We start from the raw sequence: 25,991 nt of genomic DNA, 5'->3' as shown, positions 1-25,991 counted from the left end.
GGCGCGCTGCACGCGCGCCGTATTACCAGGTGGAGGAAGTCATGAACGGGCCAGTATCGGTCGAAGTTCTGCGGCAGCATCTGATCGATCCGGAGATCTGCATTCGCTGCAATACCTGCGAAGAGACCTGTCCGGTCGATGCGATCACGCACGACGCCAACAACTACGTCGTGAAGGCCGACGTCTGCAACGGCTGCATGGCCTGCGTGCCGCCGTGCCCGACCGGCGCGATCGACAACTGGCGCACCGTGCTGAAGGCCGACGCGTATTCGATCGACGAGCAGTTTACGTGGGACGTGTTGCCGGAGCAGAACACGATGGCGGTGCCGGCTGAAGAACCGGTGGCCGCGTCTACCGCGGGCGACAGCGCCGCCGAAGCGGACGGCATCGAAGTGGATACCGTGCGCGGCGCGGTCGTGCCGCCGTGGTCGGCCGCGAAGCCGTACGTGAATCTCTACACGCATAAGGCGCCGACCACCGCGACGGTGGTCGGCAACTACCGGCTCACCGACAGCGCGACGTCGAGCGACATCCATCACATCGTGCTCGATTTCGGCTCGATGCCGTTTCCGGTGCTCGAAGGCCAGTCGATCGGCATTCTGCCGCCGGGAGCTGCTGCCGACGGCCGCGTGCATCACGCGCGCCAGTACTCGATCGCGAGTCCGCGCGATGGCGAGCGGCCCGGCTATAACAACGTGTCGCTGACGGTCAAGCGGGTGTCGCAGCAGCACGGCGACGCGATCGACGGCGTGTGCTCGAACTATCTGTGCGATCTGAAGAAGGGCGACGTGGTCAACGTGATCGGTCCGTTCGGCAGCACCTTCCTGATGCCGAATCATCCGAACTCGCATCTGCTGATGATCTGCACGGGCACCGGTTCCGCGCCGATGCGCGCGATGACCGAGTATCGCCGCCGCAAGCGCCTCAAAGGCGCGACCGGCAAGCTGATGCTGTTCTTCGGCGCGCGTACCGAGGAGGAGCTGCCGTACTTTGGACCGCTGACGAATCTGCCGAAGGATTTCATCGAGACCACGCTCGCGCTTTCGCGCACCCCGGGACAGGCTAAGCGCTACGTGCAGGACGCAATGCGCGAACGTTCGGCCGACGTCGCGAACCTGCTGAAGGACGACAACACCTATATCTACGTGTGCGGCCTCAAGGGCATGGAGGACGGTGTGCTGCAGGCGCTCAAGGATATCGGCGAGCAGCATCAGCTCGATTGGGAAGCGTTGTGGGCGAAGCTGAAGCGGGAAGGGCGGCTGCATCTGGAGACGTACTGAGCGGCGCGCCGACGCGCCGACCCACACCGAAAGCTCCGCGAAAAGGCTCCGCAAAGGCTCGTGAAAGCATGAGCGCTTGCGGGGCCTTTTTGCCTGCGTCATATGCTTGACGGAAGAGCGCAGCGGCTGACCTGTGCGGATCGACGCACCGCGCGCGAAGCGCTTTGAAAATCGCGGACGGTTTGCTACAGTCGGCCCACACAGCCGGCCGCACGCCGGGACTCCCCGCCAACGCGGCAGTCCGCCACCTGCGCAGGCACTCAGACGGAGCCGTCCGATGAAGCCGATTCGTTCACTTGCGATGATTGCGCTGTTGCAGGCAGCACTCGCGCATCCGGCTAGCGCCGACGATCTCGCGCGGATCAAGGCATCGGGCGTGTTCCGGATCGGCACCGAAGGTACGTACGCCCCGTTCACCTACCACGACGACGCGGGCAAGCTGACCGGCTTCGACGTCGAGATTGGGAGCGCGATCGCGCAGCGTCTCGGCGTCAAGCCGCAATTCATCGAAGGCAAATGGGAAGGACTGGTCGCCGGTCTCGACGTCAATCGCTACGACGCGGTGATCAACGAGGTCGCGATCACCGACGAGCGCAAGCTCAAATACGATTACTCGGACCCGTACATCACGTCGCACGCGGTGCTGATCGTCGCATCGGACAACACGACGATCAAATCTTTCGACGACCTGAAGGGCCGCAAATCGGCCAATACGCTGACCAGCAACGTCGGCAGGATCGCGGCCGCGCACGGCGCGCAGGTGATTCCGGCGCAGGGCTTCGACGAATCGATCGAGCTGCTCCTCGCGGGCCGCGTCGACGCGACCGTCAACGATTCATTGTCGTTTCTCGACTACAGGAAGCGCGAGCCCGAGGCGAGGATCAAGGTCGTCGCGGTCGATACGTCGCCCGATAGCAGCGACAAGTCGGCCGTACTGATCCGCAAGGGCAATCCGAAGCTGCGCCTGGCGATCGACGACGCGCTCGCCGGCATGAGAAAAGACGGTACGTATCAGCGGATTTCGCTGAAGTACTTCGGCCGGGACGTGTTTCATTGACCGTCGGCCGAAACGTTGACGCGGATAAATCCACATTAAAAAAGAAGGGGCGTCGAAACGCCCCTTCTTGGTTGTCGTCAGCCCGTCGAACATGCGGCGTGCCGCACGTTCAACGCGGCAGACGCTGGCCTCACACCGTCGCGTCGCTCAGCGCGGCGTCGAAGAAGCGCTCCTGGGCATCCGTGTTCACGCGTGCATACGCGCGGTTCACGCCGCTGATCACCGCGCGGATCGACGCGGTGATCAGGTTCGCATCGACACCGACGCCGAACGCGCTGCCGGCCACATCGGTGCCGGCCATTTCGGCGATCGCGATCGCGCGCGCATCGGCGCCCTGCGTGAGCGCGCGTTCCTCGTAGTGCTGGATGCGCACGGGCACGTCGAAGGCGTGCATCAGCGCGTCGAGCGGGCCGTTGCCGGCGCCGCCCAGCACGCGCGGCGTGCCGTTGATTTCGACGTTGAGCTTGATGTGCTCGCGGCCGTCATGCTCGGACAGGCTGTGGCTGATATAGCGGACCGGCTCGGCCGTGCGCACGTATTCCTGCTGGAACAGTTCCCAGATCTGCGCGGGCGTGACTTCCTGGCCGCTCTGGTCGGTGAAGCGTTGCACGGCCGAGCTGAAGTCGACCTGCAGGCGGCGCGGCAACACGACGCCGTAGCTCTGCTCGAGCAGGTACGCGATACCGCCCTTGCCCGACTGGCTGTTCACGCGAATCACGGAGTCGTAGGTTCGGCCGAGGTCGCTCGGATCGATCGGCATGTACGGCACTTCCCAGATCGCGTCCGGCTTCTGCGCGGCGAAGCCCTTCTTGATCGCGTCCTGGTGCGAGCCCGAGAACGCGGTGAAGACGAGATCGCCGACATACGGATGACGCGGATGCACCGGCAACTGCGTGCATTCCTCGGCCGTGCGCGCGACTTCGTTGATGTTCGAGAAATCGAGCTCGGGGTCGACGCCCTGCGTGTACAGGTTCAACGCGAGCGTGACGAGGTCGACGTTGCCGGTGCGCTCGCCGTTGCCGAACAGACAACCTTCGACGCGATCCGCGCCCGCCATCACCGCGAGCTCCGCGGCCGCGACGGCCGTGCCGCGGTCGTTATGCGGGTGGACGGAGACGATCAGCGAGTCGCGGCGCGCGAGATTGCGGTGCATCCATTCGATCTGGTCGGCGTAGACGTTCGGCGTAGCCATTTCGACGGTGGCCGGCAGATTGACGATCGCCTTGTGCTCGGGCGTCGGTTGCCAGATGTCGAACACCGCGTCGCAGACTTCCTTCGCGAATTCGAGTTCGGTGCCGCTGAATACTTCCGGGCTGTATTGCAGCGTGAAGTGCGTGTCCGGTTGCGCGTCGGCGAGACGTTTCATCGTGCGCGCGGCCTTCTGCGCGAGTTCGATCACGCCGCTCCTTTCGAGGCCGAACACGATCTTGCGGAATTCCGGCGCGGTCGCGTTGTACAGATGGACGATCGCGCGCGGGGCGCCGCGCAACGATTCGAAAGTACGCTCGATCAGATCGTCGCGCGCCTGCGTGAGCACTTCGATCGTCACGTCGTCGGGAATATGGCCGCCCTCGATCAGCTCGCGCACGAAGTTGAAATCGGTCTGCGACGCCGACGGAAACGCGACTTCGATTTCCTTGAAGCCGATCTGCACCAGCGTCTTGAACATGCGCATCTTGCGCTCGGCGTTCATCGGCTCGAACAGCGCCTGGTTGCCGTCGCGCAGATCGGTGCTCATCCAGATCGGCGCGCGCGTGATGGTGCGCGACGGCCACTGGCGATCCGTCAAATTGATCGGCTTGAACGAACGGTACTTGGTAGCAGGGTTTTTCAACATTTTCATCATCCGGGGGAGAGACCGTGGAATGGGTGTCGACCGGACGACGAAAACGCGATACTGGGCCGCCGGTCGGAAACCGGGGCTGGGTCAGTTACTGGGGATTCAAGCGATGCTTCGGTGTATCAGAGAGAAGCGGACGCGCGCAGCAGCAGACCTAGCCCGGTAGAGCGGGCTAGTAGTAGCGATAGGGTGGTCTGGGCGCGGTACATAGTGCGCAATAGGAACATATTATTGAGAAAGCGTCAAGGGCCGAGGTGGAGTGGGCCGCGGCCTGCTCGGCTGCAGAAGGGGGCGAGCGGCCGCTCGTATGGAAGGTGCCGTGGGACGCTCGCGCGGCACTCGATTCAGGGGTGAGCTCACTAGGCGTCGTCAATTCACAGAGCAGGAGGTGAACATGAAAAGGGTAGCGAAGATATCCAGCCTCGCGAGGATCTGCGCGTGCGCGGCGTTGGCATGTGGGTTCGTCGGGCAGGCCGGCGCGCAGGGGCTCAGCGCGCAGAACGACATGAACGCGCCGCAGAACAGTACGCGTCTGATGCCGCAGGCGGCGCGCGGCAGCGAGTATCCGACGCATGGCAACCAGCAGGCGGGCGAGCTGAATCTGAATCCGACCGATCCGCGTGCGCAACTGGTCAACGGCTTGCCGAACAACGCGAGCGCGGGCGGCTATGGCGCGCCGCTGGCGGGCCTGCGTACTTACGTGCAACCGACCCAGCCGGCGAATTGAGACTGGCGAAGCAGGATCGGCAGACGAAGACTACGACGCTGAAGGCGGCAAGCTGAAGCCGGTGCGTGCCGCGCAGTCTTCGTCGACGCCCCGCGTTGATCACGCGCCGGACAAAAGTCGCAACGTATCGCTGTTCACAATCACCGATACGCCTATCGTGAGCAGGATCAGCGGCAGCAGCGCCGAGCCGTAGCGTCGGATCGGCGCGCCGAGCAACGGGTGGTCGACCAGCCATGCCGCGCCCGCGCACCAGAGCCCGATCATCACGACGAACACGAGCGAAACCAGCGCGTTCTCGGCGGGCGTACGACTCGCGTACAGCGGCACGTAGACGGCGAGGTTGTCCGAGCCGTTGGCGATGGCGACGCTCGCGACGGTCCAGCTCGATGAGCCGCGAACGGATGGCGGGGCGCTTGCGCGGCTGTCCTCGCTATCTTCGCTGGCGTTGCGCCGCGCGCGGCCGGGGCCGAAGCGCTGCCAGGCCTTGTGCAGGCCCACGACGATCGGCAGCAAGCCGAGCAGGCCCACATAACCGGCCGGCAGGCGCGTGAGCAAGGCCGCGAGCACGAGCGCCGCGGCGACGAGGATCAAAGAGCCCGCGTACTGTCCCGCAACCACGCGGCGCCGCTCCACGCCCGTTTCGGTCAGAAAGCCGAGCAGCACGAACAGGTTGTCGATATTGGTCGCGGCGTAGGCGACGATCGCGAGCAGGACGAGGCTGAGCATGAAGAAGCCGAGATCGTTACCGGGGGTAGAGTCGTTTTGAATTCGCCGCGCAATGTGGGCAACCGGGCTGCCGGCTGCGCCATCGAGCGTGCGACCGGTCAACACAATGCCGATGCGCCGCATCAAGGTCAAGCGGCAGGCGGCCGCTAAGCCGGGCGATGGGGTCGTAAGCTACAATGACCGAGGCCTGGAACAACGGAACATCGATGAAGATTCGCCTTCTCTCTATCGCCTGTGTCGCGAGCGCCGCGGCGCTGCTGGCGGCCTGCACGATCGGTACCCGCAACTCGGGCGCATGCGAACAATTGATGCGCAGCAAGCTGGCCGAGGCGTCGTCGGGGATGTCGTCGGATACGCTGCGGGTCACGCATCGCGGGGCCGCGATTCGCGGCTCGCGCGTCGTGGTGGAGGGGACGATCGAGCATCGGCTAAGCGCGTCGGAGGTGGCGGTCTCCGCGCCGCTCGCGGCATCGGCATCGCAAGCGGCGACGGACGTCAACGTGGCCGCGAAGCAGGCCGAGCCGAAGAGGGTCAGCACGCCGGCCGCCGCCGAGTGCACGTTCCACGGCGAAGAGCTGGACGTATTCCGCTGGCTCGCGCCGGCAAAGCTGGCCGCGCCGGCCGCGCATCCGGCCAGCGCGGCGGGCTGAGTTCCCGTCCGCGTCTCGCGCCATCGCTGCGCATCCAACCCAATCAATCTCAGAACGCGTAATACGGCCCCTGGCCGGCCGACGTATTGCGCGCCGCAATCGCCGTGTAAATGCGTTTGCCGTAAAAGAACGGCAAGCCCCAGCCGAAGCCCTGACTCGAATTGCCGGCGAGATTGTCGAACGCGTTGTTCGACGATGAGAACAGCGTGCTCGAATTGGCTATGTCGAATGACACCGTGCTCGACACGCCATCGATGCCGGAGATCGACGCGCTCGCCGACTGCGTCGAAGTCGGGCAGTACCAGAAGCCGCACAACGGGAACTGCGTCGAGTGGAAGAACAGGCCGTTCGAGCCGCTGTCGAGATAGCTCACCGCATAGGTCTGACCGCCCGAGTTCGTCGTCACGTAGCCGGTCGCGGCGTTCGCCTTCAGGACGTTCGGGCTCGTCAGCGTGTTGTTCGACTGGGTGCCGATGCCGAAGATCAACGAGCCCGACACGCTGGCCGCGCCCGCATCGGCGACGGCCGGCAGGTCGATCACGACGCCGTTGTTGTCGAGCGGGAAGCTGCTGACCGGGTTGGTCACCTGCTGTGCGAGCGGCTGCGCGGTTGCGGTGCAGCCGCTCGTCGTGCAGCTGTAGTACCAGCGCGGCAATGCGGAGTTCGAGCAGCCGTTGCCGCAGTCGACCGGGAACAGGCCCACGCCGAGGATCCCGTTCGAGTGCAGGCTCGACACCGTCAGCAGCGACGCGCCGGAGTTCGCGCAGTCGGTGGGTGCAGCGGGCAGCGCACTGTCGGCGATTACCTGGATCGGAATCGATGACGCCTGTTGGCCAGCCATGCGTACGTCCGCGTTGCGGATCGAGCCCCACGCATAACCGCTGCCGAACACCGCGCATTCGGCGCTCACGCCGCCGCCCGCGGCGATGGTCGGCAGCGACAGGGTCGTCGGCAGCGCCGATGCGAGGATGCGCAGGCCGTTCGAGCCGGTGTCGACCTGGATGTCGTCGATCGTCGCGCAGTTGCTGGTGCCGGCCTGGCAGACGGTGACGCTCGTCGTCAGCATGTTGCGCGTACTGCCGGGCGATACGCCGACCGTGACCAGCTGCACGTTGGGCGTGGTCGATTGCGGCACGTTCGCGCTCTGCGTCGTGTTCGACGCGCTCGTGGAACTGGTCGACGAGGTCGGCGCGGTCGCGGACGGCGTCGAGCCCGAGCCGGACGAGCTGGACGAGGAACTGCCGCCTCCGCCGCCGCAGCCGACGAGGGCCGCACAGACGATCAGAAGCAGGGCATGGAAACGCAAGGCGGATTTCATGGCGTGGCGATCCGTCGGGTGGAACTCAGGCGTGAAGGGGGCGCGAGCGACGCGTGCGGGGCGCACGCGTTACTGGATGTCGTCGGAGGTGACGCCGGCGGGCAAAGCCGCCGGCAGCCACGCGCGGCCGACGTAGCCGCGCATCGGTCCGCCGGACTCGACGATCACGTCGGCGCGCGTGACCCGCGACGAATGCAGATTGCCGCTGCCGGCCGCCGCCGCGGCGCCTGTCTTGTACGAGTCGCCGTATTTGCCGAGCAGCGCGTGCAGATCCGGCATCGTCGGGCCTTGCCACGCGTAGGCGACGATCAGGCCGGTGCTGGTCGCGTATTCGTTGATGGTCGTATTGCCAGCGTCGGTCCACGTGCGCTCGCGCAGTGCGCCATTGAGCAGCGTGCGCGGCGCGCTCGCGCCCAACACCGCCTGGTTCGGCATCGTGCCGCCCAATTCGGCATGCGCGCCGAAGCTCGCGCAGCACGCGACGACGGCGATCGCCGAGGCGATCGCGGATGGATTGAGACAGGACTGGGACATGAGGCCTTCCTCGTTTGGCGCCGGATTTTTTATTGAGATAACTCGATTAACCTGGCGCTGGTTTTTTCTGGTCTTTGCACATCGCGGCGGACAGGACCGCGCGCCATGTTTAAAAACAAGCCGCATGCAGACCGGAAGCCCTTATTCGGCGGGCCTCCGGCAAAGACTTGGAATACTCCCAAAGTCAACCCGAAAGTGTTATTGAGTGTTAAATTTACCTCATAAGAAGGCAAATAGCATGATGGGCGCGGACTTTTTTCCCGTGGTCGCTTCGTAGCCGTGGCATGCGGCGATTCGCGGGCAAACCCCAGTTTTTGCACAGGCCTCGCCGGGACCGGTAAAATGTTGGGTTGATCCACGGAAACTTGCCGTGGCGTAGCGGAAGGATTCCCCGAACATGACTGATTTTCGTCTCACCAAGCGGTTTGCAGTAATGCTCATGGCAGGCGGGCTGGTCGCCGGCTGCGGCACCTCGTCGCCGACCAAAATCGACTATAGGAGCGACTCCCGTTCGAAGCAGGTATCGCTTGCCGTACCGCCGAACATGATCGACGAGACGGCCGATCAGCGTTCGCTGCCGCCGCAGGGCGGCGAAACCTCGCTGTCCACGCTGAAACAGGTGCAGGCACAGGCGCCGGCCGGCGACGCGGTCGCGGTCGTGCCGCCCGTCCAGGGCATCCACATCCAGCGCGACGGCACCGAGAGCTGGCTCGTGATCGACAACAAAACGCCCGATCAGGCCTGGCCGCAAATCCGCCGCTTCTGGCAGGAGCAGGGCTTCCTGCTCGTCGTCGACCAGCGCGACAAGGGCGTGATGGAAACCGACTGGAACGAAACCCACGCGCAGATCAACGACGGCTTTATCCGCAACACGCTGTCGAAGGCGATGGGCAACAGCTACGTGAGTTCGGAGCGCAACAAGTTCCGCACGCGTCTCGAAGCGGCGCCGAACGGCGGCACCTATGTGTTCGTCAGCCAGAAAGGCATGCGTGAGGCGATCACCGGTACGAACAACGAGTCGACCCAGTGGCAACCCAAGCCGAACGACCCGGCGCTCGAGGAGGAATACCTGAAGCGCCTGATGGTCTCGCTGGCGCGGGCCGATTCGGGTAGCAACGCGGGTGGCACACAGAACGCCGAGCTGTCGCCCGCGGGCACGCAGATCGCGCCGAACGCGGCGACGGCGGGTGCGAAGTCGGCGACGGCCGCCGTTGTCGCGCAGAACGTCGCGCTCGCGGCGCAACCGCCTATGCCGGACGCGGATTCGGCCAACAACACGTCGGCGCAGCTCTCATCGACCGAACTCACACTCGCCGAGCCGTATGACCGCGCGTGGCTGCGCGTGGGCCTCGCGCTCGATCGCAGCAATTTCACGGTCGACGATCGCGACATGAGCCGCGGCCTCTATTTCGTGCGCTACGTCGATCCGAAGGATATGTCGTCGGCCGAGCAGGGCTTCTGGAGCCAGGTCTTCCACGGCAAGAAGGAGAAGGTCGCCAGGCAGTATCGCGTGAACGTGCGCGCCGTGACGCCGAACCAGACCCGCGTGGCCGTGGTCGACGACAAGGGTCAGCTCGACGAAAGCTCGCAGGCCAAGCAGATCATGAGCCTGATGGCCGACCAGCTGCACTGATACGAGAGCCTCGCGGCCGACGCCGCCGGTTCGACGAAACCGCCCGGAGAAATCCGGGCGGTTTTTTTTTGACTATGCATTTGACGCGCGAACGGCGCGCGCGTGAGCCGATGTAACGTGACCGGATCGGCAAGCCGCGACCCGACGCGGTTGCCGATTGACTCCGTGCGCTCAGGTATCCGCGCGCCGCGTCCCCATCCACGGCAAGCGCTTGACTACGCCGGTCGCCAACGCGGTGCCGACCAGAATCACCGCGCACCCTTCGAGCATGCCGGGCGACACCGTCTCGCCGAGAAACAACGCGCCCCACAGAATGCCGAAGATCGGAATCACGAAGGTCACGGTGATCGCGCGCGTCGGCCCGGCGACTGCGATCAGATGGAAGAAAAGCATGTACGCGATGCCGGTACAGGCGACGCCGAGCGCGATCACCGCGCCCCACGCGCGCAGCGAGATCGGCGCGGCGGGCCAGTAGATGACCGCGAGCGGCAGCAGCACGATCGTCGCGCCGATCATCGTGCCGGTCGCGACGGTCAGCGCGTCGACGCCAGTCAGGTGACGCTTCGTGTAGTTGGCGGCGATGCCGTAGAGCAGCGTGGCGCCGAGCGCGGCGCCGGCCGCGAGCGCGACGCTCAGCGGCGAGGCGGCCGAGCCGGCCGGCGCCGCGATCTGATCCCACACGAGCATCAGCACGCCGAGAAAGCCGACCACGAGACCGAGCGTGCGCAGTGCGCTGAGCCGGTCGCGCAGCCACAGGAAGCCGACCAGCGCGCCCCACAGCGGCGCGCACGCATTGATCACCGACGTGACGCCCGCCGACAGTGTCAGCTCGGCATACGCGAACAGGCAGAATGGCGCCGCCGAATTGACGATACCGACCACGAGCAGCGGCGCTGCGTGCGTGCGCAACACGGTGGCGGACTGTTGCAGCGGCCGTCGCGCGATCAGCACGATCGCGAGAAAGAGGGCGCCGATGCCGACGCGCAGCGCCATCAGCGGCGCGACGCCGAAGTCGGTCACGCCGACGCGGATGAACAGGAACGATGCGCCCCACAGGGCAGCGAGGATCAGCAGTTGCAGCAGGTTTCTGGTTTTCATTGGAATGGCGCCGCGCGCAGTTGAGTCGGGACGCCAGCTCATCGTAACAGTGCGATCGCGCGAATCGTTTCAGTACAGGATGAAACGGCAAGATCCGGGAGACGGCCGCGTCCGGTGAGGTAGATGGTAAGCGCTGCGAGGGCGCGCGCCAAACGAGCAATTCTCGCCGATATGTGAGAAAAATTGCGATCGGCGGAACGGCAGTGGGGATGGGATCGGAAACGGCGCCCGCGATGCGCGGGCGGCCGTCCGAAAAGATGTGAATTGCATTGCACCGTTACTGGCGCGACCTCAATGCGGAATCATCCATGGCAGGACGTTCTGCTGCGCCCAGACGAGCACGCCGAGCAGCACCGTCAGCAGAATCGAATGTTTGAAGGTCTTGGCGAACACGACGCCTTCCTTGCCCTTCAACTCGGTGGTCGCGACGCCGGTCGCGATGTTCTGCGGCGAGATCATCTTGCCCATCACGCCGCCCGACGAGTTGGTCGCCGCCATCAGCACCGGATTCAGATTGAGCTGGTTGGCCGCGACAACCTGCAGATTGCCGAACAGCGCATTGCCCGACGTATCGCTGCCCGACAGGAACACCGCCACCCAGCCGAGGAACGCCGACACGAGCGGAAACAGCGGCCCGACCGACGCAACGCCGAGACCGAGCGTGTAGGTGAGTCCCGAGTAGTTCATCAGGTAAGCGAGGCCGACGATCGTTGCCACGGTCAGGATCGCGATGCGCGTTTGCACCCACGTATCGGAGATCGCCTTGCCGAACTCGGCGGGCGAGAGCCGTACGACGAACGCCGTGATGAGCGCGGCGACGAGGATCGCGGTACCGGTCGCGAGCGGCTGGAAGTCCCAGACCGCGCCGTACGGCGTGTTGTAGAGCGTGATGAACACGGCCTTGTCGAGACCGGGCCACGACACCTTGATGTCGCCGATCGTGAAGATCCTCGCGATCGTCCAGATGATCACGACGACCGACACGATGATCCACGGATACCAGCCCTGTGCGCCGCCGATCTTGCCGCGCACCTCGCTGATGCGATCGACGTTGACCGCGAATTTCGGATCGACGGCGGGCTTCCAGACGCGCAGGAACGCAACGGTGAGGATCAGCGAAACCAGCGACGACAGCACGTCGGTCAGGCTGTAGTTGATGAAGTTCGAGACGACGAACTGGGTCAGCGCGAAGCTCAGGCCCGAGACCAGCAGCACCGGCCAGATCCGCAGCATGTTGCGAAAGCCCGCGTACACGGCGATCACATAGAAGGGCAGCAGGACCGCGAAGAAAGGCAATTGCCGCCCGACCATCTTGCCGAGCACATCGGACGGCAGATGGGTGACTGCGCCGAGCACCGTGATCGGCACGCCGAGCGCGCCGAACGCGACTGGCGCGGTGTTGAAGATCAGCGTGAAGGTCAGCGCTTCGAGCGTCGGAAAGCCGAGCATGATCAGCAGCGAGCTCGTGATCGCGACCGGCGTGCCGAAACCCGAAATGCCCTCGAGCAGCGCGCCGAACGAAAAGCCGACCACGACGAGCACGATGCGCCGGTCGTTCGGCAGGTTGTCGATCATCCACAGGCGGAAGGCCTCGAAGCGTCCCGAGCGCTGCGCGATGTTGTACAGCAGGATCGCGGTGACCACGATCCACATCACTGGCCAGATCGCGAACACGACGCCAGCCGCGACCGAGTTGAACGCGAGCCCGACCGGAAACTGCCAGACGAAAATCGCCACGATCAAACCGATGATCAGTCCCGCGAGCGACGCTTGCCACGCGGGCCTGCGCGCCCAGCCGAGCAGCGCGAGCACGGCGATGATCGGCAGCGCGGCGACGATGAACGACGGAAAAAGCGCATTGCCAACCGGAGTGAGTAGTTGATGAAACATTACGTCTCCTTCGTTGTTGTGTAATTCGACGCGGGGGATTGCGCATGACGGCGCGTCGCTCTGATTCGGCGGACGCTCGCAAGTGGCCTCGACAAAGCGGCGTCGCCCGATTTAAGCGGGTGCTGCATGAAACCTTCCAAGGATAGAGCGCCTTACCGGCGCGTCAAGCCGGGAAAGTACGGGCGGGGTATGCGCGGTGGAGGGCGATACGCGCGGAAAAACGACTCATGAAGAAGCGCGCGCGCCGGCAGTGGAAGTGCCGGCGCGTGCACGCTCCGCGACGAAAGAGGACAGGTCAATGCGAGTGGCCGCCCCCATGACCGCCCCCATGACCGCCCCAATGGCCGCCCCAATATCCGCCAATGCCGATCGCAATCGACGGTCCGTAGTAGGCGGGGTAGCCGTAATAAGCGGGATAAGGATAAGCCGGCGGCGGATAGTAGGCGGGATAAACCGGCGGCGCCGCATAACCGGGCGCGGGGACCGCATAACCGGGCGGCATGTCTTGCGGTGCGACCTGCATTTGCGCCTGGGCTTGAGGCGGCTGCTGTTGATCGGTCGCCGGCGCGGTTTGGTCGGCTGTGGTCGCGGGCGCGGTCGAATAGTACGACGGGTAATAGCCGGCGGGATAGTAGCCGGCGGGGTAATAGCAGCCTGCCAAAAAGAGACTCGAGGCGAGCACGCAAATCGCGGTGGCGGGACGCGCGAACCTCGCGGAAAAACTGGACGAATCGCGTGGCGTCGAGAGGCGCACCACGCAAAGATGGGTGACGACGCAGGACTTCATGGCGCGCTCCTCGATGAACCGATGCCGCCTTGCGCGACGTCGTTACGAGGAGCTTACGCTCTTGCCGCGGCAGCGCTGTGGCAAAACTGCAACCGCATATTTCAGCCTATTTCCACGCGCGTTGTCGGGACGAGGGCGCACCGCATCCGCCGCCCTCGGCAGTCCGGATCGTGGTCCGAAAAAATCGTTTGCTGTCCTGTATGAATCGTTAGACGCGTCATCGGACGCAACGCTCACTTGCCGCTCACTTGCCGACCTGGTTACCGATGACACCGCCTACCGCCGCGCCGCCCAACGTCGATAAGCCGCTGCCACCGATCGCCGCGCCAGCGGCGCCGCCGACACCCGCGCCGATCGCGGTATCGCGTGTGCGTGGGGACATGTCGCCGCATGCCGCGAGACCCGCGACAAGTGAAAGGGCGGTTGCGACCGTACCAAGACGAGTACCGAGATGACGGATCGATTTCATGATGCTGACTCCGCTCGTTGTTGGAAACAGATGTTTCCCTTCTCTTAGCACGCAACGTGCCTGCTCGATGCGGTGGAAAAGAAAAGCCCGCCATGCCGGCGGGCTTCGATACTGCAGTGCCGGTTAGCGCGAATCGCGCAATCCGCTCATTGCCGCTGATAAATCTCCGCGCCTTGCTTCATGAACTCGATCGACTTTACTTCCATGCCTTTCTTCAGCGCTTCGTCGTCGGTGACGCCTTGTTGCGCGGCGAACTCGCGTACGTCCTGGGTGATCTTCATCGAGCAGAAGTGCGGGCCGCACATCGAGCAGAAATGCGCGACCTTGGCCGAATCCTTCGGCAGCGTTTCGTCGTGGAATTCGCGCGCCTTGTCCGGGTCGAGACCGAGATTGAACTGGTCTTCCCAGCGGAATTCGAAGCGCGCCTTCGACAGCGCGTTGTCGCGCACCTGCGCACCCGGATGACCCTTCGCGAGATCGGCGGCATGCGCGGCGAGCTTGTACGTGATGATGCCGGTCTTCACGTCGTCCTTGTTCGGCAGACCGAGGTGTTCCTTCGGCGTCACGTAGCACAGCATCGCGGTGCCGAACCAGCCGATCATCGCGGCGCCAATGCCCGACGTGATGTGGTCGTAGCCCGGCGCGATGTCGGTGGTCAGCGGCCCGAGCGTGTAGAACGGCGCTTCGTCGCACCAGTCGAGCTGCAGGTCCATGTTCTCCTTGATCAGTTGCATCGGCACATGGCCCGGACCTTCGATCATCACCTGCACGTCGTGCTTCCACGCGATCTGCGTGAGTTCGCCGAGCGTCTTCAGCTCGCCCAGTTGCGCTTCGTCGTTCGCGTCGTAGATCGAGCCGGGACGCAGGCCGTCGCCGAGTGAGAAGGCCACGTCGTAGGCCTTCATGATTTCGCAGATCTCTTCGAAATGCTCGTACAGGAAGCTTTCCTTGTGATGCGCGAGACACCACTTCGCCATGATCGAGCCGCCGCGCGACACGATGCCGGTCATCCGGTTCGCCGTGAGCGGCACATATTGCAGACGCACGCCCGCGTGGATCGTGAAGTAGTCGACGCCTTGCTCGGCCTGCTCGATCAGCGTGTCGCGGAAGATTTCCCAGGTGAGGTCTTCAGCCTTGCCGTTGACCTTTTCGAGGGCCTGATAGATCGGCACCGTGCCGATCGGCACCGGGCTGTTGCGGATGATCCATTCGCGCGTTTCATGAATGTGCTTGCCGGTCGACAGATCCATCACCGTGTCGCCGCCCCAGCGGATCGCCCACGTCATCTTGTCGACTTCCTCGCCGATCGACGATGTCACCGCCGAGTTGCCGATGTTCGCATTGACCTTCACGAGGAAGTTGCGGCCGATGATCATCGGCTCGCTTTCCGGGTGATTGATGTTGTTCGGGATGATCGCGCGGCCGCGCGCGATTTCCTCGCGCACGAATTCCGCAGTGATTTCGGTGAGGCCGTTCGGACCGAACGCGCTCGCGCCGAATGCCTGGCCGGGGTGCTGACGGCCCATCATCGCGGCGAGCTTCGCGCCGTTCGGGCCGCTCGTCTTCAGGGTCTCGAGGTACTCGGCACGGCGCTGGTTTTCGCGAATCGCGATGTATTCCATTTCCGGCGTGATGAGGCCTTGCTTCGCGTAGTGCATCTGCGTCACGTTCCTGCCGGCGATCGCGCGGCGCGGCGTGCGATGCAGTCCCGGAAAGCGCAGCTGCGCGGTGGCCGGATCGGCGGCGCGCTCGCGGCTGAAGCTGCTCGACAGACCGGTCAGCGGCTCGGTGTCGCCGCGCTCCTCGATCCACGCCTCGCGCAGCGCGGGCAGACCCGCGCGGATGTCGATCCTGGCGTCCGGGTCGGAGTAGGCGCCCGAGGTGTCGTACACGTAGATCGGCGGATTCTTTTCGCCGCCGAAGCTGTCGGGCGTGTCGGCCTGCGAGATTTCGCGCATCGGCACGCGGATGTCGGGGCGCGAGCCGGTCACGTAGACCTTGCGCGAATTCGGCAACGGCGCGACGGCGGCCTCGTCCACGTGGGCTTCGGCGGAAATAAACTTCGGGTTGGCGTTCATGTAAGTCTCCGTACAAAGTGGGGCGGCTAAGCAGGAGACCGAGATGGAAGTAGTCGGAAAATCGCGCAGAGGTGAGGCCCTTGAGGCTGGAGCGAAATCCGTACGCTTCCCTGCGCTGGCATTATCCAGATCAGGTTCAAAGGGTATTTCTCACCCACGCAACACGGACCTCCAGCTCCGCGCTACGCAGGACCCCCGCGTTAGCAGCGCACACGATACACCGCCCGCCCGCGGTTTGGCAACCTGTCTGAATGACTCAAAAAAACTGGTCCGGATGAAACCAGACATCTCCTATGCTTGATTCGAGACCGCATCGGACAGGGCAACTTACAGCGAGGGAACGGCCGCCTTACAGTGAAAAATCGTCGGCGGCTTCAGGCTGATACAGGATTTTGTCGAGCTTGAGCACTTTCTGATCGCCGCTGGGTGGCGTGAAGCGGATGCTCTCGCCGCGGCGCGCGCCGAGCAGCGCGAGGCCAGCCGGCGAGAACACGTTCAGGCGCCCTTGCGCGAAATCGGCGTTGGGCGGATAGACGACGGTCCACGTCATTTGTTCGCCGCTCGCCGCGTCGATCAGCGTGGCTTGCGAGTTCATCGTGACGACGTCGGCGGGGATGTCGTGCGAGTCGACGATCACCGCGCGTTCGAGCACATCGTCGAGCATGTGCTGCAACTTGGCGTCGGTGGCCGCGTATTTCTCGAGGCGGGTCACGTCGAGTTCGGTCAGGTAGCAGGTTTTGATCTTCTTCATCATCAGGACTCCGGATAAGGCGGTCATGGATGGCCGCGTGCAACGACCCATGGGGTGGTCGGCGGATGAGTGGACGAATGGGAGAGCCCGGTGCCCGGCGACGCGGCCCTGGGAATTGGCGGGCTGCGTCAGCGAGGGCGCCGGGCGGCGTGAAGCGGGACCGTTCGGGACGTCTCGCCGGGGCCGTGCGACGCGACGCCCGCGCGCGCGCACTCGCCTGCGCGGCATGGGCGCAAGCGGGCGAGAGCACGGAAAGTCGGACGACGCAGAGAAGTCACGGGCAAAACGACCAGGTGTTGGGGAAGAGCGATCGAGAGGCGCCGGGCGACAAAGCGTGAGGCCGCGCGGCAGCAGCGAGACGAAAGTTTGATGGTAGCACGCTGTCTCACGCAGTTCCGTTTGCGACGTCGCGCCCGTCGATTGACCGTTTTTGTGCGGTGCGAGAAGAAAGCGGTGTGGTCCGCATTGCGTTCAAGCCAGTCAGAGGATTGCCGTTAAACAAAGTGCAGCGAAGGCCGCACTCCGGCGAAGCGATTCGCGGGATGGCGCGTGAATGGCGCGAGGCGACTCGCGCCGATTGACAAAGAGGTGCACATGAAAGCGGAAAGCAGGCGGTGGCGAACGTTCGGTCGCACAGTCGCGGTGGTGGCATTGCTCGCCGCGCCGCTGGCGGCGCCGGCGGCATCGACGGTGACGGGCGGCGTGATCCGGTTCGTGGGGATGATCGTTGCACCGCCGATACAGATCAGCGTGGATACGGCGCCCCCTGGCGTCGCCGTCGGTAGCGCGAGCGTGGCGGGTCAGCGCTTCTCGCGCACGGTGACGTTCAGCGCGCCGCCGGGCGTCGTCAGCGGGGCCGATGTCGCGCTCGAAGTGAACGGCGGCACGCAGTCGCGCGATCTGGTGGCGGCGCGTTTCGTCGATGGCACCGGGCGCGTCGCGACGGCCCGCGACGGCCACTACGCGGTCGATCGCGCGGGCGGCGTGCTGTCGCTGAACGCGAAGCGCACCGATACGGACACGCGCGTGACGGTGGTGGTCAGTTACGACTGAGTCGCGGGCGAGCTTTGGCTGGCTCATCCCGCGCCGGAAAAAAAATTAAAAGAGGCTTGTCATAACCGGCCGCGCGGCTCGACAAACGTGCAGATTACGATCGGAGCACGTCATGTCGACCGCGCACAATCGCTCGATACTTCAGCGCTTTACGACTTTTTCGACGCCCGCCGTCGGCCTCGCGCTTTTTCTGCTGAGCGGTTCCGGGATCAGTGCGGCCGACGCGGCCGGGCCCCTATGCACCACGCACAGCCCCGCGCACCGCGTCGCGCTCGTCGAGCTCTACAGCAGCGAGGGCTGCGATAGCTGCCCGCCCGCCGACCGCTGGCTCAGTCAATGGAAAAGCGACGGCGCGGCGCACGGCATCGTGCCGCTCGCGCTGCACGTCGACTACTGGAACAGCCTCGGCTGGACCGACCGCTTTTCCCAGCATCGCTTCACTGAACGTCAGCAAACGCTGACGCGTCTCGCGGGCGCGCACACGCTCTATACGCCGGAAGTGTTCGTCGCGGGCCGCGAGCTGCGCCACTGGTCGCAACGCGACAGTTTCGAGCGCCGCATCGACGAGCTCGTCGCCGAACCCGCCCAGGCGAGCGTCGCACTTGCGCTGAGCCCGCGTGCGCCCGGCGCGTTCGATGTCGATGCGCAGTTCAGCACGACGGCAGCCGCCGCCACGGGTGCGTTGAGCGCCTATCTCGCGATCTACGAGAACGCGCTGACGACGCAGGTCGGCGCGGGCGAAAACCGCGGCGCGACGCTGCATCACGAGCGCGTCGTGCGCGCCTGGTTCGGGCCCGTGCCACTCGTCTCCGGTCAAGCGCGGATTCATCAGGACATCGATGTACACGCTGCGAGCGTCGATGCGCAAGCCGATCCGGGCGCCAACGCCGCCGACCGCTTCGGCGTGGTCGCGTTCGTCGAAAGCGACGCGAGCGGCGACGTGCTGCAAGCGACCGACCTTCCCGCGTGCCGTTGATCGACCTCGCGCGCGCCGCATTCACTACCGCTGCTCGAGGAGAGCCCCATGTCCACACCCCACGCCTTGCGCCCCAGCGCACCCGCCGCGCCCACCGCGCCGAAGCGCGGCGTCATTCATCCGCTGTGGCTGCGCATCACGCATTGGCTGAATGCGCTCGCGGCGATCGTGATGATGCTGTCGGGCTGGCGCATCTACGACGCGTCGCCGATCTTCCCGGCGTTCAGCTTCCCGACCGCGATCACGCTGGGCGGCTGGCTCGGCGGCGCGCTGCAATGGCACTTCGCGGCGATGTGGCTGCTGGTGTTCAACGGCCTCATGTATATCGCGCTGAATCTCGCGAGCGGGCGCTTCGTGCGCAAGTTCCTGCCGCTGACGCCGCGCGCGGTACTGCGCGATTTCGTCGCCGCGTTGCGCGGGAAGCTGTCGCATGGCGATCTGCGCGTCTACAACGCGGTGCAGAAATTCGCCTACCTGTTCGCGATCGCCGATCTGATCGTGCTCGTGCTATCGGGGCTCGCGATCTGGAAGTCGGTGCAGTTTCCGCTGCTGCGCGAACTGATGGGCGGCTATGACAACGCGCGCATCGTGCACTTCAGCGCGATGTCGCTGCTGGCCGCGTTTCTCGCCGTGCATCTGGCGATGGTCGCGCTCGTGCCGCGCTCGTTGCTCGCGATGTTGCGCGGACGTTGAGCCCGCGGCTACCCACGCGCATGCTCACGCTCATGAAATCGCAACGCGAATTCCAAACGGATACCGAATCATGAACAAGCCGATAGAGAAACCAGCGGACCCATCCGCACATCGTGTGAGCCACAAGCTCGACCGCGCGTCGATCCTGCTCGATGCGAAGCGCGAACTGGCGATGCCGTCGCGACGCCTGTTCGGCCAGCAGCTCTTGACGCTCGGCGGCCTGTCGATGCTGACCGGCTGCTCGCTGACCGACGACGCTTCCGTGAATCGTTTCCTCACCGCCGTGTCGCGGCTGAACGATCGCGCGCAGGCCGCGCTGTTCGATCCGAAGCAGCTCGCGCCGACCTACACCGAAGCGCAGATCACGCGGCCGTTTCCATTCAACGCGTACTACGGCATCGACGACGTGCCGCACGTCGACGGCTCAGATTATCAATTGAAGCTGAGCGGCCTCGTGACCGGCCAGCGCGTGTGGACGTTGCCCGAACTGTACGCGCTGCCACATGCCGAGCAGATCACGCGACATATCTGCGTCGAAGGCTGGAGCGCGATCGGCCGCTGGGGCGGCACGCCATTCGGCGATTTTCTGCGGCGCGTCGGCGCGGACACGACGGCGAAGTACGTCGGCTTCAAATGCGCGGACGACTACTTCGAAAGCATCGACATGCCGACCGCTTTGCATCCGCAAACGCTGCTGACGTTTTCCTACGACGGCGAACGGCTGCCCGCGAAATACGGCTACCCGATGAAGCTGCGCATGCCGACCAAGCTCGGCTACAAGAATCCGAAGCACATCGTCGAAATATTCGTCACCAACACGTATCCCGGCGGCTATTGGGTCGACCAGGGCTACAACTGGTTCGGAGGCTCCTGACGCATGCGGGCGCACGCGCGCTTGCGGCAGCGGCTTCGGAAGCACGCCGGCTCTCGCCGGCTTCGATTCATCCACCCCCAAGGAGTCATCCCATGAAGAAGATTGCAGTTACCACGATCGCATTGTTGATGCTGGCAAGCGGCGGCACGGCCTTCGCGCAGGCGAGCGGCGCGATGTCGAACGATGAGATGTCGAAGAATGCGATGTCGAAAGATTCGATGCCCAAAGACAGCATGTCGAAGGACGGCATGAAAAAGGACACGATGAAGCACGACTCGATGAAAAAGGGCGGCGACGCGATGAAACACGAGGCGTCGGGCACGATGGGCAACTGAGTCGGCGCCGAGGGTGCCTGGCGATCCTGCCGATGCACGGCCGCGCATCGAACGGATCCGACACTGACCGCAAGCCGGGGATGCGTCCCCGGCTTTTCTGTTGCAGGAAACCCAAAAGTTACGATTCTCTCGCGTGGTGTTCTCGGCGCTTACTGCATAATGCGGTGCGCGCCGCGGCTTTGCCAACCTTGCCGCCGCGCAGCGCGGCCGCGTTGCATCGTGTCGTTTTGACCGGCGCCGCCGCCACCGCCGTTTCTGGCGCTTCCGGCGCCGCCCATCGTCTTACCGTTCCACCGACATGTCCGCCAGCCTCGCCCGTCCGACCGCATCGCCGATGCGGTGCCCGCCATCCCGCCCGAAAGGTATCGACGCAGGCTCGGCGCCTCGCGGGCATCGAGCGCATCGCGCGGGTCGAGTGGCGACGGCGGACTGAAGCATGTCGCTGCAACGTTCAGCTTTTTCTCCGCGCGGCTGGCCGCTGCGTCTGCCGCAGTCGCGCAACGGGCGGATCGCGCTCGCGCTTGCCGTCGTTTATCTGGTGTGGGGCTCGACGTACCTCGGCGTGCACGTCGCGCTCGGCTCGTTCCCGCCGCTGCTGATGTCGGGCTTGCGCAACCTGTTCGCCGGCATCGGTCTGTTCGTGTTCGCCGCGCGCCGCAAGCCGATCTGGCCGAGCTTCGCCGAAATCCGCAACGCGGGCCTCGTCGGCACCATGCTGGTGGGTCTGTCGAGCGGCATGCTCGCCTACGGCATGCGCACGGTCGGCACCGGCACCGCGGCCGTGATGGTCGCGACCGTGCCGCTGTTCGCGACCGTGATCGCGGCCGTCGCCGGACGCAAGATCGGCCGCGGCGAATGGTTCGCGGTCGGGCTGGGGCTCGCCGGCATCGTGATTCTGAGTCACGGCGACAGCACGCCGGGCTCGACGGGCGGCAGTCTCGCGATTCTGTGCGGCGCGCTGTTCTGGGCCGGCGGCGCGCATCTGGCCGGGCAGCTGAAGCTGCCGTCGGACCTGTTTCTGTCGACCTCGCTGCAGATCGGCCTCGGCGGCGCGATGTCGACGCTGGTCGCGTGGGCGTCGGGCGAGCGGATGCTCGAGCTGCATTTGCTGCCTCTCGTCGCGTTCCTGTATCTGATGTTGATTGGGACGATGGCGGCGTACGTCGCCTACGGTTATCTGATTCGCCACACGAGCCCGATCATCGCGAGCAGCTGCATGTACGTGAATCCGGTCGTCGCGGTCGCGCTGGGCGCGCTGCTGCTCGGCGAGCCGGTCACCCGCTCGACGGTAATCGCGACGATCGTGATTCTGATCAGCGTCGGCCTGTCTTTCTGGTTCGATTACCGGAAGAAGCGCAGCGCCTGATAGCGGCGCGGTTCTCGTCGAACCGCGCGCCCGCTGTCAAAGCCTTGCCGCCAGCTCCGCGCCCTCGCGGATCGCGCGCTTCGCATCGAGCCCGGTCGCGAGCTTCGCGCCGCCGATCACATGAAAACGCGGGCCGCCGCTGCCGTGGTTGCGATCGACCGTCGACGGCAACAGCTCGCGCAACGACTCCTGCCCCGCGCACACGACGATCGTATCGACGTCGAGCCATGCGTCGGCACCGTCTCGCGCGATTCTGAGACCGCGCGCGCTGATCTCCCGATACTCGACGCCGCCGAGCATTTGCACCCCGTTGCGCGCGAGCGTCGCGCGACGCACCCAGCCCGACGTCTTGCCGAGGCCCGCGCCGAGCTTGCCGGCCGTGCGCTGCAATAGCCAGATCTGCCGCACCGGTTGCGCGGCAACAGGCGGCTTCAGGCCGCCGCGCTCGCGCACCAACGCGTCGCGTCGAGTGCCAGCCAGCACGCAATCATTCACGAAAAAAAAGCCCGCAGCGGCATCCCGCGACGGGCTTTGCAAATCCTGCTGCCATGTGCCGGCTTATTTCGCCTTTTCCGCCTCGTTCGTGATGGCGTGGCCGCCCTTCGAAATATCTTCGCCGGCGCCCGCCATCGTGTTGCAGCCGGTGACAAGCATGGCAGTTCCTGCGAGCACAAGCAAAGCGATCAGTCGAGTCATGAAACTTCTCCTTGTCGAGAATGCATCGGTTGATGTCGTCCGACCGGGGCCATGCCAGTCGATCAGGTCTCGATCCGGTTTCGAACCGGTTTCGAACCGGTCTGATTGCATGGTAAAAAAAGGGCGGGGGGCGGCGCTGTCGGCCGTGCCGCGATTTTGTCGTAGGCGTGCTCCGGTGTTTGCGTCGGCGCACTCCTACAACGGCTTGGGGGCGCTGCGACGAGCATCTGTCAGACGGGGCTTTGCGACGAAGTGGGCGGCGTGGCCGGCGAGGTCAGCGGCTGATCGACCGAAGGCGTCGCGGCGCTCGCGCTCGGCATCACGACGTCGATGTCGGTGCCGTTTTGCGCGCCACGGCGGATGTCGAAGCGCCCGCCATGCGCGGCCACGCGCTGACGCATGCCGAGCAGGCCGTGCGTATGTGTGCGCTTCAGGTCGGCCGGCATGATGCCGACGCCGTTGTCCGCGATATGCAGCGCGACCTCGCCGTCGCCGACCCGCAATGCGATGCCGACCTTCGAGGCCCGCGCGTACTTGGCGGCGTTCGTCAGCGATTCCTGCGCGACCCGAAACAGCGCGATTTCGGTCTGCTCGTCGAGCTGGATATCGTCGGCGGGCAGGTGCAGCTCGAGCGTCCAGTTGTTGCGCTGCGCGGCTTCGTCGGCGAGCGTGCGCAGCGCGGTAACGAGCCCGAAATTGGCCAGCACGGTCGGCCGCATGTCCTCGATGATGCGCCGCTTCAACGCGATGCCCTGGTCGAGATTGGCGAGCGCGCGCTGCAGCTTGTCGGCGATGTCCGGCTCGCTGTCCTTCAGCTTGCGGCGCGCCCATGCGACGTCCATCCGGCATGCGGTCAGAATCGCGCCGAGCTCGTCGTGCAACTCGCGCGCGAGCTGGGTCTTTTCGTTTTCGCTGACCGCCTGCAGATGCCAGCCGAGCGCTTCGAGCTGCCGCGTGCGCTCGTTGACGAGCTGGTCGAGTTCCTCCTGCTGCGTGATCAACTGACGCTGCGTGCGCGCCTGCCGGTCGATCTGGATGCCGAGATTGCGAAACAGCAGGATGAACAGCACGATGTTCAGCGCCGACAGACCCGCCGCGCACAGCGTCGAGAGCCGCTGGTCGGCGCGGCTCGCGGCCAGCGCGTGCTGAGCGCGGCGCTCCTCGTTGTCGCGCAGCAGCGCGAGCGTACTGTCGATCAACGACGCGTCCGCCGGGTTGACGTCGCTCGCGCTCCCGCATGCGCCGAGATCGAGCGGATGCGGCGCGGCGTGCTGCATCGCGGCGGCGCCCGCGCCGATGCGCGCGTCGATCAGCGCGAGAATCTGCGTGAAGCTCGCGAGTTCCGCGCTGTCCGCGCGGCCGCCGCGATAGAAGTGGTCCAACTGCTGCGTGGTGTCGCGGATGCGCGCGGCGCTCGCGCAGAACGCGTGGGCGGATGCGTCGTCCTTCGTCAGAAGAAACTGGTTTTGTTGCGCGGTGAGGCGCGACAGATCGCTCGCGAGTGTGCTCAGTCGCACGGTGACGTCGCGCGCTTCAAGCGCGGTCTCATACTCGGCGGTGATGCGCTGACGCGCGGTCTCCAGAATCACGAGGCCTCCCACCGTGATCACGATCGCCACCGTCATCGCGATCGCCCAGCTGCGATTGCGCATCCACTCGGCGAGCCGCGCCGTGGCGCGCGCGCCAGGTTGTTCCGGCGGGTTCTGCAGATTCGACACTTTCGGCTCCAGAAAGAGGGCATCGACACCGGCATCGCGCGAAGCCGCGCGCGTAATGTCGTCGTAATCCAATGTAAGCGGATTCTCACACGAAAAACGGCGAGCGTCGGAATGCGCGCGGCGCCGCGCATCGATAGCATGGACCCGATCGTTCATGCAATGTTTCGGGAGGAAGCCATCATGTTGAAGTGGGCACTGTTCTTCGCGGTCGTCGCGGTGATCGCCGGTCTTCTCGGCTTCACCGGCATCGCGGCCGGCGCGGCGGCGATCGCGAAGTTCCTGTTCTTCGTCTTTGTCGTGCTGTGCGTGGTGTTCCTCGTGCTGGGCTTCGTCGTGACGAAGAAAATGATCGATTAGCGCGGCCATCGCGGTGGCGGCAAGCCGCGCCCTCACAGCAGGCGAGCGATTTGCTGGTAGTCGATTGGAAGGCCAACAAAAGGGAGAAATGCCATGCTTCACTATGCCATCGTCTTCTTCGTGATTGCGATCATCGCAGCCGTGTTCGGCTTTACCGGCATCGCGGCCGGCGCGGCCGAAATCGCGAAGATCCTGTTCTACATCTTTCTCGTCGTGTTCGTGGTCACGTTGCTGCTCGGCGTGTTTCGAACCTAGCCGCGCGAGCCGGATGCACGCAACATGAGGTAGGCAGCGAAGTACGCAATGTAGGAACAGGTAGTCAACAAGGCGCGTGAACGCGCGGCGTTTGAATCCCCGATTGAGGCGCCCGCGTTCGAAGCGCGCCGTCATTCCACCCTCGGCGCATCAGGCGCGATTCGTGCTGAGGCGCGATTCCCCCAATACCGGATAAAGGAGAAGTTCGATGGCGAAGCAATCTGGCGACACGTTCGTGATGGACATCAAGAAGATCCGCGAGGACGCGCGCAAGCATATGTCGGATGGTCCGGTCACGCAGAGCTATGGTGCGAATCGCGAGACGGTGCTCAAGCTGCTCAACGACGCGCTCGCCACCGAGATCGTCTGCACGCTGCGCTACAAGCGCCATTACTTCATGGCGAAGGGCATCAATTCCGAAGCGGTCGCGAGGGAATTTGCCGAGCACGCAACCGAGGAGCAGGAGCACGCCGATCGCATCGCCGAGCGCATCGTGCAGCTTGGCGGCGAACCGGATTTCGCGCCGGACGGCATCAAGGCACGCGCGCATTCGGAATACAAGGAAGGCACCGATCTGACCGACATGATTCGCGAGAACCTGGTCGCGGAGCGCATCGCGATCGACACGTACCGCGAGATCGTACGGTATCTCGGCGAGAAGGACGTGACCACGCGCCGGCTGTTCGAGGAGATTCTCGCGGTCGAAGAAGAGCATGCCGACGATATGGCGGATCTGCTCGCGGGGCGCGAGTAGCGCACTAGGCGACAAGGAAGCGTCGACGGACCGGGTCGCGGGCGAACTCGGGAATGCCGGCAGCTGCGGTGCGAAG

The 25,991-nt window shown here is 64.9% G+C and carries 26 protein-coding genes, 1 pseudogene and 1 riboswitch; of the genes and pseudogenes, 14 read left to right on the top strand and 13 right to left on the bottom strand.

All coding sequences use genetic code 11. The features are described from left to right. Positions 1-41: 41 nt before the first annotated feature. Together boxA and HDG32_RS23470 are read left to right on the top strand one after the other, a co-directional pair. Complete coding sequence (boxA, locus tag HDG32_RS23475) at positions 42-1,280, top strand: benzoyl-CoA 2,3-epoxidase subunit BoxA (protein WP_184071073.1); 1,239 nt, start codon at positions 42-44, stop codon at positions 1,278-1,280. A 277-nt stretch (positions 1,281-1,557) separates the two neighbouring features. Beyond that, positions 1,558-2,337, top strand: a complete 780-nt coding sequence (locus HDG32_RS23470) for an amino acid ABC transporter substrate-binding protein (protein ID WP_184071071.1) — start codon at positions 1,558-1,560, stop codon at positions 2,335-2,337. Positions 2,338-2,467: 130 nt separating this feature from the next. Here HDG32_RS23470 and leuA read toward each other — a convergent pair whose 3' ends face one another. Further along, complete coding sequence (leuA, locus tag HDG32_RS23465) at positions 2,468-4,174, bottom strand: 2-isopropylmalate synthase (protein ID WP_184071069.1); 1,707 nt, start codon at positions 4,172-4,174, stop codon at positions 2,468-2,470. A 397-nt stretch (positions 4,175-4,571) separates the two neighbouring features. Between leuA and HDG32_RS23460 the strand changes: the two genes are divergently transcribed. Then, entirely contained in the window at positions 4,572-4,904 is a 333-nt protein-coding gene (locus tag HDG32_RS23460) for a hypothetical protein (protein ID WP_184071067.1), read from the top strand. Positions 4,905-5,003: 99 nt separating this feature from the next. Here HDG32_RS23460 and HDG32_RS23455 read toward each other — a convergent pair whose 3' ends face one another. Further along, complete coding sequence (locus HDG32_RS23455) at positions 5,004-5,630, bottom strand: cadmium resistance transporter (protein WP_184071065.1); 627 nt, start codon at positions 5,628-5,630, stop codon at positions 5,004-5,006. A 206-nt stretch (positions 5,631-5,836) separates the two neighbouring features. Here HDG32_RS23455 and HDG32_RS23450 point away from each other — a divergent pair, with 206 nt between their 5' ends. After that, positions 5,837-6,280 (top strand): hypothetical protein, encoded by a 444-nt coding sequence (locus tag HDG32_RS23450; RefSeq protein ID WP_184071063.1) that lies wholly within the window; start codon positions 5,837-5,839, stop codon positions 6,278-6,280. A 49-nt stretch (positions 6,281-6,329) separates the two neighbouring features. Here HDG32_RS23450 and HDG32_RS23445 read toward each other — a convergent pair whose 3' ends face one another. Both HDG32_RS23445 and HDG32_RS23440 read right to left on the bottom strand, forming a co-directional pair. Next, positions 6,330-7,598, bottom strand: coding sequence for a DUF3443 domain-containing protein (locus tag HDG32_RS23445; protein ID WP_184071061.1), 1,269 nt, complete (start codon positions 7,596-7,598; stop codon positions 6,330-6,332). A 69-nt stretch (positions 7,599-7,667) separates the two neighbouring features. Beyond that, positions 7,668-8,132, bottom strand: coding sequence for a DUF2844 domain-containing protein (locus tag HDG32_RS23440; protein WP_184071059.1), 465 nt, complete (start codon positions 8,130-8,132; stop codon positions 7,668-7,670). Positions 8,133-8,529: 397 nt separating this feature from the next. Between HDG32_RS23440 and bamC the strand changes: the two genes are divergently transcribed. Further along, positions 8,530-9,765 (top strand): outer membrane protein assembly factor BamC, encoded by a 1,236-nt coding sequence (gene bamC, locus HDG32_RS23435; RefSeq protein WP_184071057.1) that lies wholly within the window; start codon positions 8,530-8,532, stop codon positions 9,763-9,765. A gap of 171 nt (positions 9,766-9,936) precedes the next feature. On the opposite strand, the gene HDG32_RS23430 is transcribed toward bamC, so the two are convergent. From HDG32_RS23430 to HDG32_RS23405, 6 genes are all read right to left on the bottom strand, one after another. Further along, a complete protein-coding gene (locus tag HDG32_RS23430; RefSeq protein WP_260336569.1) occupies positions 9,937-10,863 on the bottom strand; it encodes a DMT family transporter in 927 nt (308 codons plus the stop codon). Between the two features lie 291 nt (positions 10,864-11,154). Next, positions 11,155-12,753, bottom strand: a complete 1,599-nt coding sequence (locus tag HDG32_RS23425; RefSeq protein ID WP_184071053.1) for an L-lactate permease — start codon at positions 12,751-12,753, stop codon at positions 11,155-11,157. Between the two features lie 295 nt (positions 12,754-13,048). Then, on the bottom strand, positions 13,049-13,540 hold the full coding sequence (locus HDG32_RS23420; protein WP_184071051.1) for a hypothetical protein: 492 nt from the start codon (positions 13,538-13,540) through the stop codon (positions 13,049-13,051). 244 nt (positions 13,541-13,784) lie between these two features. Beyond that, entirely contained in the window at positions 13,785-14,009 is a 225-nt protein-coding gene (locus HDG32_RS23415; protein ID WP_184071049.1) for a glycine zipper 2TM domain-containing protein, read from the bottom strand. Positions 14,010-14,155: 146 nt separating this feature from the next. Beyond that, a complete protein-coding gene (gene thiC / locus HDG32_RS23410; protein WP_184071047.1) occupies positions 14,156-16,087 on the bottom strand; it encodes a phosphomethylpyrimidine synthase ThiC in 1,932 nt (643 codons plus the stop codon). A gap of 89 nt (positions 16,088-16,176) precedes the next feature. Beyond that, positions 16,177-16,294: riboswitch (TPP riboswitch) on the bottom strand. A gap of 142 nt (positions 16,295-16,436) precedes the next feature. Then, a complete protein-coding gene (locus HDG32_RS23405; protein WP_184071150.1) occupies positions 16,437-16,838 on the bottom strand; it encodes a GreA/GreB family elongation factor in 402 nt (133 codons plus the stop codon). Positions 16,839-17,432: 594 nt separating this feature from the next. Between HDG32_RS23405 and HDG32_RS23400 the strand changes: the two genes are divergently transcribed. The 6 genes from HDG32_RS23400 to HDG32_RS23375 all read left to right on the top strand — a co-directional run bounded on the left by HDG32_RS23400 (position 17,433) and on the right by HDG32_RS23375 (position 22,135). After that, positions 17,433-17,891: a hypothetical protein gene (locus HDG32_RS23400; protein WP_184071045.1), complete on the top strand. Its 459-nt coding sequence runs from the start codon at positions 17,433-17,435 to the stop codon at positions 17,889-17,891. Between the two features lie 112 nt (positions 17,892-18,003). Then, positions 18,004-18,867 carry a thioredoxin family protein gene (locus HDG32_RS23395; RefSeq protein WP_184071043.1) on the top strand — a complete coding sequence of 288 codons (864 nt, stop codon included), beginning with the start codon at positions 18,004-18,006 and terminating at the stop codon, positions 18,865-18,867. 48 nt (positions 18,868-18,915) lie between these two features. Continuing rightward, the gene (locus tag HDG32_RS23390; RefSeq protein ID WP_184022043.1) at positions 18,916-19,560 is read left to right on the top strand and encodes a cytochrome b/b6 domain-containing protein; all 645 of its coding nucleotides are present in this window, start codon (positions 18,916-18,918) and stop codon (positions 19,558-19,560) included. Between the two features lie 70 nt (positions 19,561-19,630). Beyond that, positions 19,631-20,434, top strand: coding sequence for a molybdopterin-dependent oxidoreductase (locus tag HDG32_RS23385; protein ID WP_184071041.1), 804 nt, complete (start codon positions 19,631-19,633; stop codon positions 20,432-20,434). 92 nt (positions 20,435-20,526) lie between these two features. Continuing rightward, a complete protein-coding gene (locus tag HDG32_RS23380; protein ID WP_184071040.1) occupies positions 20,527-20,769 on the top strand; it encodes a pentapeptide MXKDX repeat protein in 243 nt (80 codons plus the stop codon). Between the two features lie 436 nt (positions 20,770-21,205). Next, positions 21,206-22,135 carry an EamA family transporter gene (locus HDG32_RS23375; protein WP_184071038.1) on the top strand — a complete coding sequence of 310 codons (930 nt, stop codon included), beginning with the start codon at positions 21,206-21,208 and terminating at the stop codon, positions 22,133-22,135. Positions 22,136-22,171: 36 nt separating this feature from the next. On the opposite strand, the pseudogene fadH reads toward HDG32_RS23375, so the two are convergent. The 3 genes and pseudogenes from fadH to HDG32_RS23360 form a co-directional block, all read right to left on the bottom strand. Then, positions 22,172-22,597, bottom strand: a pseudogene (gene fadH / locus HDG32_RS23370) (NADPH-dependent 2,4-dienoyl-CoA reductase); the annotation flags it as partial. A 96-nt stretch (positions 22,598-22,693) separates the two neighbouring features. Further along, positions 22,694-22,831, bottom strand: a complete 138-nt coding sequence (locus HDG32_RS23365) for an entericidin A/B family lipoprotein (protein WP_184022056.1) — start codon at positions 22,829-22,831, stop codon at positions 22,694-22,696. A 230-nt stretch (positions 22,832-23,061) separates the two neighbouring features. Then, positions 23,062-24,705: a sensor histidine kinase gene (locus HDG32_RS23360; protein WP_260336568.1), complete on the bottom strand. Its 1,644-nt coding sequence runs from the start codon at positions 24,703-24,705 to the stop codon at positions 23,062-23,064. Between the two features lie 24 nt (positions 24,706-24,729). On the opposite strand from HDG32_RS23360, the gene HDG32_RS23355 reads away from it, so the two are divergent. From HDG32_RS23355 to HDG32_RS23345, 3 genes are all read left to right on the top strand, one after another. Then, positions 24,730-24,906, top strand: a complete 177-nt coding sequence (locus tag HDG32_RS23355; protein ID WP_129961306.1) for a DUF1328 family protein — start codon at positions 24,730-24,732, stop codon at positions 24,904-24,906. 93 nt (positions 24,907-24,999) lie between these two features. Continuing rightward, positions 25,000-25,161: a DUF1328 domain-containing protein gene (locus HDG32_RS23350; protein ID WP_006052455.1), complete on the top strand. Its 162-nt coding sequence runs from the start codon at positions 25,000-25,002 to the stop codon at positions 25,159-25,161. A gap of 208 nt (positions 25,162-25,369) precedes the next feature. Next, positions 25,370-25,915: a bacterioferritin gene (locus HDG32_RS23345; RefSeq protein WP_184071036.1), complete on the top strand. Its 546-nt coding sequence runs from the start codon at positions 25,370-25,372 to the stop codon at positions 25,913-25,915. Positions 25,916-25,991 lie beyond the last annotated feature (76 nt).

It is taken from the genome of Paraburkholderia sp. CI2, from assembly GCF_014201055.1.
Classification (GTDB): Bacteria; Pseudomonadota; Gammaproteobacteria; order Burkholderiales; family Burkholderiaceae; genus Paraburkholderia; species Paraburkholderia tuberum.
Note: the sequence above shows the minus strand (reverse complement) of the source record. Positions and strands in the feature narration are given on the sequence as shown.

Coding starts and splice junctions, on each gene's coding strand:
- HDG32_RS23430 (WP_260336569.1), bottom strand. CDS start 10,863: ATGAAAACCAGAAACCTGCTGCAACTGCTGATCCTCGCTGCCCTGTGG.
- HDG32_RS23400 (WP_184071045.1), top strand. CDS start 17,433: ATGAAAGCGGAAAGCAGGCGGTGGCGAACGTTCGGTCGCACAGTCGCG.
- HDG32_RS23470 (WP_184071071.1), top strand. CDS start 1,558: ATGAAGCCGATTCGTTCACTTGCGATGATTGCGCTGTTGCAGGCAGCA.
- HDG32_RS23425 (WP_184071053.1), bottom strand. CDS start 12,753: ATGTTTCATCAACTACTCACTCCGGTTGGCAATGCGCTTTTTCCGTCG.
- bamC (WP_184071057.1), top strand. CDS start 8,530: ATGACTGATTTTCGTCTCACCAAGCGGTTTGCAGTAATGCTCATGGCA.
- thiC (WP_184071047.1), bottom strand. CDS start 16,087: ATGAACGCCAACCCGAAGTTTATTTCCGCCGAAGCCCACGTGGACGAG.
- HDG32_RS23365 (WP_184022056.1), bottom strand. CDS start 22,831: ATGACTCGACTGATCGCTTTGCTTGTGCTCGCAGGAACTGCCATGCTT.
- leuA (WP_184071069.1), bottom strand. CDS start 4,174: ATGTTGAAAAACCCTGCTACCAAGTACCGTTCGTTCAAGCCGATCAAT.
- boxA (WP_184071073.1), top strand. CDS start 42: ATGAACGGGCCAGTATCGGTCGAAGTTCTGCGGCAGCATCTGATCGAT.
- HDG32_RS23360 (WP_260336568.1), bottom strand. CDS start 24,705: ATGAACGATCGGGTCCATGCTATCGATGCGCGGCGCCGCGCGCATTCC.
- HDG32_RS23415 (WP_184071049.1), bottom strand. CDS start 14,009: ATGAAATCGATCCGTCATCTCGGTACTCGTCTTGGTACGGTCGCAACC.
- HDG32_RS23440 (WP_184071059.1), bottom strand. CDS start 8,132: ATGTCCCAGTCCTGTCTCAATCCATCCGCGATCGCCTCGGCGATCGCC.
- HDG32_RS23380 (WP_184071040.1), top strand. CDS start 20,527: ATGAAGAAGATTGCAGTTACCACGATCGCATTGTTGATGCTGGCAAGC.
- HDG32_RS23445 (WP_184071061.1), bottom strand. CDS start 7,598: ATGAAATCCGCCTTGCGTTTCCATGCCCTGCTTCTGATCGTCTGTGCG.
- HDG32_RS23450 (WP_184071063.1), top strand. CDS start 5,837: ATGAAGATTCGCCTTCTCTCTATCGCCTGTGTCGCGAGCGCCGCGGCG.
- HDG32_RS23405 (WP_184071150.1), bottom strand. CDS start 16,838: ATGAAGAAGATCAAAACCTGCTACCTGACCGAACTCGACGTGACCCGC.
- HDG32_RS23355 (WP_129961306.1), top strand. CDS start 24,730: ATGTTGAAGTGGGCACTGTTCTTCGCGGTCGTCGCGGTGATCGCCGGT.
- HDG32_RS23395 (WP_184071043.1), top strand. CDS start 18,004: ATGTCGACCGCGCACAATCGCTCGATACTTCAGCGCTTTACGACTTTT.
- HDG32_RS23385 (WP_184071041.1), top strand. CDS start 19,631: ATGAACAAGCCGATAGAGAAACCAGCGGACCCATCCGCACATCGTGTG.
- HDG32_RS23460 (WP_184071067.1), top strand. CDS start 4,572: ATGAAAAGGGTAGCGAAGATATCCAGCCTCGCGAGGATCTGCGCGTGC.
- HDG32_RS23455 (WP_184071065.1), bottom strand. CDS start 5,630: ATGCTCAGCCTCGTCCTGCTCGCGATCGTCGCCTACGCCGCGACCAAT.
- HDG32_RS23420 (WP_184071051.1), bottom strand. CDS start 13,540: ATGAAGTCCTGCGTCGTCACCCATCTTTGCGTGGTGCGCCTCTCGACG.
- HDG32_RS23375 (WP_184071038.1), top strand. CDS start 21,206: ATGTCGCTGCAACGTTCAGCTTTTTCTCCGCGCGGCTGGCCGCTGCGT.
- HDG32_RS23350 (WP_006052455.1), top strand. CDS start 25,000: ATGCTTCACTATGCCATCGTCTTCTTCGTGATTGCGATCATCGCAGCC.
- HDG32_RS23390 (WP_184022043.1), top strand. CDS start 18,916: ATGTCCACACCCCACGCCTTGCGCCCCAGCGCACCCGCCGCGCCCACC.
- HDG32_RS23345 (WP_184071036.1), top strand. CDS start 25,370: ATGGCGAAGCAATCTGGCGACACGTTCGTGATGGACATCAAGAAGATC.